The 8,741-nt window shown below is 41.0% G+C and carries 9 protein-coding genes and 1 pseudogene; all 10 read left to right on the top strand.

What is annotated here, in order from left to right:
- Nucleotides 1-151: 151 nt before the first annotated feature.
- A complete protein-coding gene (locus QGT46_RS15330) occupies nt 152-1,111 on the top strand; it encodes a S8 family serine peptidase (protein WP_330655914.1) in 960 nt (319 codons plus the stop codon).
- 134 nt (nt 1,112-1,245) lie between these two features.
- Entirely contained in the window at nt 1,246-1,977 is a 732-nt protein-coding gene (locus tag QGT46_RS15325) for a DUF6414 family protein (RefSeq protein ID WP_024727753.1), read from the top strand.
- Nucleotides 1,978-3,057 carry an AAA family ATPase gene (locus QGT46_RS15320; protein WP_024727752.1) on the top strand — a complete coding sequence of 360 codons (1,080 nt, stop codon included), beginning with the start codon at nt 1,978-1,980 and terminating at the stop codon, nt 3,055-3,057.
- A 136-nt stretch (nt 3,058-3,193) separates the two neighbouring features.
- The gene (locus QGT46_RS17570) at nt 3,194-3,361 is read left to right on the top strand and encodes a hypothetical protein (RefSeq protein WP_270430988.1); all 168 of its coding nucleotides are present in this window, start codon (nt 3,194-3,196) and stop codon (nt 3,359-3,361) included.
- A 12-nt stretch (nt 3,362-3,373) separates the two neighbouring features.
- Nucleotides 3,374-3,598, top strand: a pseudogene (locus QGT46_RS17415) (cell filamentation protein Fic); the annotation flags it as partial.
- Between the two features lie 115 nt (nt 3,599-3,713).
- On the top strand, nt 3,714-4,253 hold the full coding sequence (locus QGT46_RS15305; RefSeq protein ID WP_148459207.1) for a hypothetical protein: 540 nt from the start codon (nt 3,714-3,716) through the stop codon (nt 4,251-4,253).
- 63 nt (nt 4,254-4,316) lie between these two features.
- Nucleotides 4,317-4,691 (top strand): hypothetical protein, encoded by a 375-nt coding sequence (locus tag QGT46_RS15300; protein WP_024727750.1) that lies wholly within the window; start codon nt 4,317-4,319, stop codon nt 4,689-4,691.
- 56 nt (nt 4,692-4,747) lie between these two features.
- A complete protein-coding gene (locus QGT46_RS15295; RefSeq protein ID WP_148459205.1) occupies nt 4,748-5,923 on the top strand; it encodes a phosphopentomutase in 1,176 nt (391 codons plus the stop codon).
- Nucleotides 5,913-7,136, top strand: a complete 1,224-nt coding sequence (locus QGT46_RS15290) for an NAD(P)/FAD-dependent oxidoreductase (RefSeq protein WP_148459204.1) — start codon at nt 5,913-5,915, stop codon at nt 7,134-7,136. Before QGT46_RS15295 ends, QGT46_RS15290 begins: the two co-directional genes overlap by 11 nt.
- Nucleotides 7,133-8,728, top strand: a complete 1,596-nt coding sequence (locus QGT46_RS15285) for an NAD(P)/FAD-dependent oxidoreductase (RefSeq protein WP_148459203.1) — start codon at nt 7,133-7,135, stop codon at nt 8,726-8,728. Before QGT46_RS15290 ends, QGT46_RS15285 begins: the two co-directional genes overlap by 4 nt.
- Nucleotides 8,729-8,741 lie beyond the last annotated feature (13 nt).

Raw genomic sequence — 8,741 nt, 5'->3', positions numbered from 1 at the left:
ATTTGTTGACTATTATTTGATACAAAAGCCATGCGAATCACCTCGATATTTGATATTTATATTTTACCAAATGTTCGGATGGATTGATATATCGTGTTAAATTTTCAAGGTACAAATTTATATCAAAGGTCAATGACCTTTTGACACCCTAATCCTGGTTGTCAATGCCGTAGACTTTAGAGGAAAATCAGCATCTTATACTAGAGTTGGTCCTGTATTATCCTTTTTCCATAAGCCTGATATTAGCTATTATGGTGGAGGTGGTTCCAGCTATATGGATAAAATGGTTGTATGTCGTGATGATATGGGGGCGGCATATGTAAGCGGAACTTCATTTGCAGCACCGTGGATTTCAAGAAAACTGGCATATTTAATTCATATTATGGGATTGAGTAGAGAAGTTGCAAAAGCATTATTGATTGATGCTGCTGCGGGATGGAATAGGAAAGATGATATTTCCCATAGCATTGGTTATGGTGTTGTTCCAAAACATATTAGTGATATTATAAAATCTTCAGATGATGAGATACGTTTTATTTTGACTGGTGCATCAGAGGAATATGAGACATATACATATAATCTGCCAGTACCAGTTGTAGATAATGCACATCCATTTTATGCAAGAGCAACGTTAGTATATTTTCCACAGTGTGATCGTAATCAGGGGGTTGATTATACAAGCACTGAAATGGATATACACTTTGGAAGGGTTGTTGTTGAAAACAGAAAAGCTAAAATAAAACCAATAGATAATAACCAGCAATCGGAAGATAAGCTGATTACCCTTTATGAAGAAGATGCAAGAAGAATGTATCGAAAATGGGATAATATTAAACATATCAGTGAAGAAATTAAAGAAAGAAGAATACCAAGGAAAGCATATGAATCTGGTCTTTGGGGACTTAAGATAAATACCAAAGAACGTTTGCGGAGAAAAAAAGGACCTCTTCAATTTGGTGTAGTTGTAACATTAAAAGAAATGAATGGAGTAAATCGTATTGATGACTTTATCAAGATGTGTATGACACGTGGCTGGCTGGTTAATCAGTTGGATATGGAGAATCAGTTGGATGTATATGCAAAGGCAGAGGAAGAAATAGTATTCGAGTAATAATGTCGAAAAATGCATATGGAAGTAGAAGACATCGTTTATTTGATGAGAGAAGGTATTTTAAAAGTGTTTTCGCCTTGAGAGTGTGATATATTTGGAATATTTTAGGATTGAAATTTTTAATGAGGTAGTATATGAGAAAAATGGTATATTTTGATGAAAATTCTGCCACAGACTATTTGACTATTCTCAATGGTGGCACGTTATTGATTTCTGATTCAGAAGAAGAAAAGGTCGGAAACAATACTGAAATTAGAGCTGGTGCAAGGCTAAAAGTTCTATTTAATTCTTTGTTTGTTAGCGGAAGTGCAAACTTAGACTCTAATATAGGAGCCTACACATCAGGAGAAAATTTTATAAAAACAACGATTTCAAATACGACACTCTCAGATTTTATAGAGGTTGTAAGGGAGTCGGACAGTGACATTAAATGTATGAATGGATATAGCATATATATTATGCCTAACTCTATTGCATATTTTCAGACAATTACTCCTTATTTAGCAATGACAGAGGGGAAGATTTGTGTTGATGGAGATTTTGCAATCAATATGAATAAAATGTATGATACATTGCGTTTGGGAAAGGGATATTATGAACTGTTAGCAATAAAGGAAACGGAAAAGGCAATATTCCGCTTTAACAATGAAGCATTTAAGAACAACTATGGGATTTCTGATTTATTACAGATGAATTTGAACTTTTATGGTGTTGAAGTGGGAAAGGGAAAAGAAGATCAGTTTGATTTTTCAAAGATGTTTTCTGATGAAGGAAAAATTATAACTGATTTTGAGCAGGTTGTGGCAGAGAACAATGAGGACAAATCGTTGCCTATTTATGATATTATATTGGCAGGAGTTGAATAGATGGCAAAATTTGTATTATATTATGGACCTCGTAATGAGTTTTCGAAAATTATTCCAGAAAGATATTACCCTTTGGAAACTTTGGTTAAGGTCTGCGATTCGGAAAATGTATTTAGAAAAGTAGATTTTGATTATGTAGTAGGATATTCGATGTCATATTCGAGCATCACGGAGGGAGGTATTCAGAATTTCTGTACTATTTTGGATCGAGTGGATGATACTTTGGAGATTGTATATTTGCAGAATCCACCAGAATGTATTAAGGATGAAATTATTCGATCCCATAGCAAAGAGAATGTAAAGATAAAGCAATACAAATATAGGTCGATAGGAAAGAAACAGTTAGAGAGCATTAATATTCATTTTGATGAGGAGATAATAGGGCAACCTAAAGTGAAAAAACAATTATTGGCTTCGTTGTATGAGTTATATCGTAAGAAGAATAAGAATGCACCAATCATTTTTATGTTCTATGGGCCTTCGGGTGTTGGGAAGACAGAGACAGCTAAATATTTGAGTATGCTTCTTGGTGGAGAATTGTTTAGGCAACAATTATCTATGTATCAGACGCAAGGTTTTTTTGATTATTTATATGGTGCTGATCATAACAGAGGAAGTTTTGCAAAGGACTTATTAGAACGAAAAAGTAATGTGGTTTTATTGGATGAGTTTGATAAAGCAAATCCAGGTATATGGAGTGCGTTTTATCAGATGTTTGATGAAGGTCATTACATGGATAAAAATTATGATGTTGATTTGAGGAATGTAATTTTTATATGTACATCTAACGAGCCTTCACCAGAAACAATACGCAAAAAAATAGGAGATCCACTGTATTATAGAGTGAATAGGTACATTGAGTTTCAACTTTTGGACCTTATTGCAAAAAAGAAAATGGTGTCTAAGATTGTTCATGAAGAGTATTCGCGGCTGACAAGAGAAGAAAAGGCAAAAATGAATGAGAAAGACTTAGAAGATAAATATCTTGTTGGAGTGGATGTTTTTCAGAATTTTAGACATGCTCGAAACTTGATAAAAAATGATATCAATCAGGCGTTAGTGGAAGATTTTTTGAGATAAATCACCGGATATTACAAGAGTATTTTATCGTGCAGGATATATCGAAAGCTGGGGATGTGGCATTCTGAAAATTTAGGATGCCTGCAAAAATTTTGGAGTGGACGCTCCGGAGTATATTGTTCATGGAGAAGATATTATGGTGAAATTTACTGTTCTTCAAAATCCTAAAGTATCAGATTCCAAAGCCCCTAATGTCACAAAAGATGTCTCAATAGAAGTAAAAATATTAGCGCTACTTAAAGAAAAGGGAAAAATAGAACGTAAGGGTGGTGAAAGATACGGCTATTGGGGAATTTATAAATAGCTTTTAATCCCTATCGTTCCATTTCCAGATGGAAATGGACGAGTGGGCAGGCTGATTCTTTTTAAAGAATGTTTAAAACATAATATTGTACCGTTTATTATCAGTGATGACCTAAAGATGTTTTATTACCGCGGTCTGAAGGAATGGAATCATGAAAAAGGCTTTTTGAACGATACTTGTCTAACGGCACAGGATCGGTATAAATCATATTTAGATTACTTTAGAATAGGATACTAAAAGATTAAAATTTCCAGATATCGGAAATAAATTCGTATTTTCTTTACAATTTTGATAATTAATTATAATCTGTTTACTTTTCTGCTATAATATAAGAAAAAGCGGAGGATAGGGCATGAATCAAATATTAGAACAGATGCAGCAGGAAAAGAAACTGGTCAGCTTATATCACTTTGTCGGAGGCAGAGAAAAGATCTTAGAAGGTTACATCCTTTACATAACGGAACAAGAACTTCTAGCGGCGAAGATTTCAGAAAGAGGAGAATACGACGGTTTTATTCTGGAACGACCGGATCATTTCTTCAGGGCACAGACAGACGGCAGCAAGGAGAGGCGGATTGGAACGCTGTATCTCCACAAGAAAAGAAGTCACGGGAGGATTATAAAGAAGGATCATCAGTCCTGTATGGAGGCACTTTTGAGATATGCCAAGGAACAGAGACTGCTCGTGAGTTTTTATATGGATGAAGACAGAAGATATTCCATCCTCGGATCCGTCCTGGATTTCAGCAAGAATTTTGTCAAAGTCCAAAAGATTAATACCGATGGTTTTGAAGACGGTTTTGTGTATCTGGATATTCAGAAAGTAATTTCCTGCCGATGTGATACGGCAAAAGAACAGGATATTTTGCTGCTGAATCATGTAAATTGCTAAATTTGATTTTTTTTGAATAGAACGGCTGATTTTGGGAACGCTTATGGAAAAGGAGTGTTTCGTATGAATAAAATCAACCGTTTTTTATTAATATATATGGTCGTGATCACAACCCTCTGCGGGTATATGTGTTATGTGGCGTTTTATCAGAAGGATACCAGCCAGGACAAGCTGGTCCATCAGGTGCAGTCCACAATCATCAAAGAACAGACGACAAAAGAGCAGGCAGAGACTTCTAAAAAGAAAAAGACAACCTACGGGCTCGCCCTGCGCGACGGCAGTCTGGTGATCTTGAACAATCAGACAAAAGAAATTTTTGAATATACAGATTTAACAAAAAATGATCTGCCGGATGAAGTCCACCAGATGCTGAAAGAGAAAAAGAAATTTCATTCCGTGGAAGAAGTGTATCATTTCCTTGAGTCTTACAGCAGTTAGCACTATAATCTAAAGAGAAGATAAAATTCTGAACAAGATAGATTGAGGTGACCGGAATGAAGAGAGTTTTTTTGATCGTGCTGGACAGCTTCGGCATCGGGGAAGCGCCGGATGCGAAAGATTTCGGGGATGAGGCAAGCAACACGCTGCTGGCAGTGTCCAAAAGCCTGTACTTTGACCTGCCGAATCTGGAGAAACTGGGGTTATTTGCTGTTGACGGCGCAGAGATTGACGGTGACAGGCAGATAACTGCGCCGATTGGCAGCTACGGACGCATGACAGAACAGTCGAAGGGAAAAGATACTACCATCGGACATTGGGAGATCGCGGGGATCATATCTGAAAAACCGCTGCCGGTGTATCCGGAAGGATTTCCGGAAGAAGTCACTGCGCTTTTTGAACAGGAAACAGGTAGAAAGATCCTTTGCAACCGGCCGTATTCCGGTACGGAGGTTATAAGGGATTACGGAGATGAGCACGTGAAGACCGGAGCGCTCATTGTCTATACATCGGCGGACAGTGTATTCCAGATTGCGGCTCATGAAGATGTGGTGCCGCCGGAAGAATTATACAGGTACTGTAAGACTGCAAGAAAGATACTGACTGGAAAACACGGCGTGGGCAGGGTCATTGCGCGCCCATTTACAGGGGAGAGCGGCCATTATACCAGGACATCCAACCGGCATGATTTTTCTATAGAACCGCCAAAAGTGACTATGTTGGATCAGCTGAAAGAAAAGGGATTTGATGTGATCGGTATTGGAAAGATCCATGATATTTTTGCTGGAAAAGGGCTGACTGAGTTTTCGTTTACGAAAAACAATGAGGATGGCATTGAGCAGACGAAAGAATGGATGAAGAAGAGGTTTGAAGGATTATGCTTCGTGAATCTCGTAGACTTTGACATGCTGTACGGGCACCGAAACGATGTGGACGGATATGCCAAAGCTCTCAGCTATTTTGATAAACAGCTGCCAAAGCTTCTGGGGCTGATGAAGGAGGGGGATGTACTGATGATCACGGCAGACCACGGATGTGATCCGTCGACTCCTTCCACGGATCATTCCAGGGAATATACGCCGTTTCTCATGTATCAATATGGGCAGACAAAAGGTGTCAATTTAAAAACAAGAAAAACATTTGCAGATATCGGGAGCACTGTGTTAGACTATTTTGGTATAGAGTCAAAATTAGACGGAACCAGTGTTTTGGAGGATATAGATGAAATATGATGTAATCATCGTGGGAGGCGGGGCATCCGGCATGACGGCGGCTATCACAGCGGCGCGCAGAGGATGCTCCGTCCTTGTGCTGGAACGGATGGACAAGCCGGGGAAAAAGATCCTTGCCACAGGCAACGGACGGTGTAACCTGACAAACAGTTACTTGGACCAGGACTGTTACCGGGGAGAAAAACCGGGATTCCCATATTCTATGCTGGAGGTGTTCGGGGCGGCAGAGACCCTGGATTTTTTTCAGTCCATGGGGATGCTGACCACCAACTTGGGAGGATATTATTATCCTGCGTCCATGCAGGCTTCCACAGTCGTTGATACACTGACAGGAGAAATGAGACAGCTCGGCGTACATATGAAGACAGGGACGGAAGTCAAAAGGATTCAGAAGAAAAAGGATACATTTCATGTAACGTGTCGCACAGATAAGTATCAGGGCAGGAATGTCATCCTGGCAGCCGGGGGAACGGCCCAGGAAAAACTGGGGAGCAACGGCAGCGGATATGCTCTGGCAAAAGCTATGGGACATACTGTTACGGATATTTTTCCGGCTCTGGCGGCCCTGGAATCAGGGGAAAAGTTCTTTAAACATCTGGCTGGCGTCCGCAGTGTCTGCGCTCTTTCGGTTTATGTGAACGGCCAAAAGACCGCAGAACAAAAAGGAGAGGTCCAGTTTGCCAAATACGGAATATCCGGAATTCCGGTATTTCAAATCAGTCGGTATGCCATCGATGCTCTGAGGAAGAAGAAAAAGGTGGAGGTGATCTTAAACCTCATGCCGGAGCAGATTACATTGAAGGAATTAATGGACTATTTCAGAAAAGTCGGATATTACAAGACAGCGGAAGAATTTCTCCAGGGCTTCCTGAATAAAAAACTGGCATTTACGGTACTGAGTCGTTTAAAGATCCGGCCGGAGAGGAGTGCAGCAGACCTTACACAGAAAGAACTGAGGCAGATCCGCTCCATGATACAGAAGTTTCCGGTCCCGGTTTCGGGGTATAAAGGGTTCGATATGGCACAGGTGACGGCAGGCGGCGTCTCTGTCAGGGAAGTCATCGAGGGTACACTGGAATCCAAGATCCATCGGGGGCTGTACTTTGCCGGGGAATTGCTGGATGTAGACGGCACCTGTGGCGGATATAATCTTCAGTGGGCTTTTACATCAGGATATATTTCGGGAAATCAGATAGAGGCGGGGAATCAATGATCAGAATCAGTCAGATAAAACTTCCAGCGGAACATACGAAGGTCCAGCTGGAACAGAAAATAAAGAAAGCGGTACATCACGTACCGTTAAAAAGCTATCAGATCTTTAAGCGGTCTTTGGATGCCAGAAAAAAAGACCAGATCAGCTATGTATATACAATCGATGCAGAAATAGAGAGAGAATCCGAGTTTCTCAAAAGAAACAAAAATCCCAGGATAGCGAAGGCCGAAAGAAAAGAATACCGGTTACCCAGGTGCAGAAAGGAAATACCGGTCCGCCCTGTGGTGATCGGCATGGGTCCGGCCGGCCTTTTTGCCGCCCTGGTTCTGGCAAAAGCCGGGTTAAAACCGATTCTTCTGGAGCGAGGGAAACCAGTGGAAGAGAGAATGAAGGACGTAGAGGCTTTCTGGGAAAGCGGAAATCTCAACCCTGAGTCAAACGTACAGTTCGGAGAAGGAGGGGCCGGAACCTTTTCTGATGGAAAACTCAATACGGCAGTGAAGGACAAATACGGGCGGAACCGGTTTGTGCTGGAGACCTTTGTTAAATACGGGGCACCGGAAGAAATCTTATATGACGGAAAGCCGCATATCGGGACAGACCTGCTCTGTAAGGTTGTGGCAAATATGAGAAATGCCATACAGGAAGCAGGAGGAACGATTCGGTTTGAAAACAAGGTAACAGATTTAATAATAAAAGAAGGCAGAATGACTGCGCTTGTGATCAATGAAACAGAGACACTTCCCTGCGATACCGCAGTACTGGCGGTAGGACACAGTGCCAGAGATACCTTTGAAATGCTGTACGAAAATAAGCTGTATATGATGCCGAAATCTTTTGCTATCGGGGTAAGGGTGGAGCATCTGAGGCAGAAGATTGACGAATCCCAGTATGGAAAAGGGGCGGGGGACAAAAAACTGCCCACGGCTTCCTATAAACTTACTTACAGGGCTTCAGGCGGCAGGAGTGTCTATTCTTTCTGTATGTGCCCCGGAGGATTTGTAGTGAATGCGTCTTCAGAAAAAGGAAGGCTGACAGTCAACGGCATGAGCAATCACGACCGTATGGCGAGAAATTCAAACAGCGCGATCATTGCCAGTGTAACGCCGGAAGATTTTGGATCGGAACATCCGCTGGCTGGCATCGAATTCCAGAGAAAGTGGGAGGAGAAAGCTTACCGGGCTGGAAACGGAGCGATACCCGTTCAGACGTTTTCAGATTTTAAGGAAGATAAAAAGAGTGATAAATTCGGAAGAGTCCTTCCCAATACAAAAGGGAAAACAGCATTCGCAAATATAAGGGAATGTCTTCCGGATGAGATTTCAGAGGCAATCATCGAGGGAATGGATGCTTTTGAGAAAAAAATCAAAGGATTTTCTGATGGTGATACAGTCCTGAGCGGAATTGAGGCGAGAACCTCATCTCCTCTCCGGATGGAAAGGGATGAGTCATTTCAGGGCAGTATTCCCGGGATCTATCCATGCGGGGAAGGCGCAGGATATGCCGGAGGAATCACGTCTGCGGCTATGGACGGCATCAAAACGGCCGAACAATTAATCGAAAATATGGATAAAAAATACAACATATTGTGATATTTAACATCTG

Source organism: Anaerostipes faecis (assembly GCF_910574135.1).
Lineage (GTDB): Bacteria > Bacillota > Clostridia > Lachnospirales > Lachnospiraceae > Anaerostipes > Anaerostipes hominis.
The sequence above is the reverse complement of the archived record's forward strand: the minus strand, read 5'-3'. Positions and strand labels throughout refer to the sequence as shown.

Bases quoted from the DNA above. Each gene is read 5' to 3' on its own strand.
- QGT46_RS15285 (WP_148459203.1), top strand. From the start codon at position 7,133: ATGATCAGAATCAGTCAGATAAAACTTCCAGCGGAACATACGAAGGTC.
- QGT46_RS15325 (WP_024727753.1), top strand. From the start codon at position 1,246: ATGAGAAAAATGGTATATTTTGATGAAAATTCTGCCACAGACTATTTG.
- QGT46_RS15305 (WP_148459207.1), top strand. From the start codon at position 3,714: ATGAATCAAATATTAGAACAGATGCAGCAGGAAAAGAAACTGGTCAGC.
- QGT46_RS15300 (WP_024727750.1), top strand. From the start codon at position 4,317: ATGAATAAAATCAACCGTTTTTTATTAATATATATGGTCGTGATCACA.
- QGT46_RS15290 (WP_148459204.1), top strand. From the start codon at position 5,913: ATGAAATATGATGTAATCATCGTGGGAGGCGGGGCATCCGGCATGACG.
- QGT46_RS17570 (WP_270430988.1), top strand. From the start codon at position 3,194: ATGGTGAAATTTACTGTTCTTCAAAATCCTAAAGTATCAGATTCCAAA.
- QGT46_RS15295 (WP_148459205.1), top strand. From the start codon at position 4,748: ATGAAGAGAGTTTTTTTGATCGTGCTGGACAGCTTCGGCATCGGGGAA.
- QGT46_RS15320 (WP_024727752.1), top strand. From the start codon at position 1,978: ATGGCAAAATTTGTATTATATTATGGACCTCGTAATGAGTTTTCGAAA.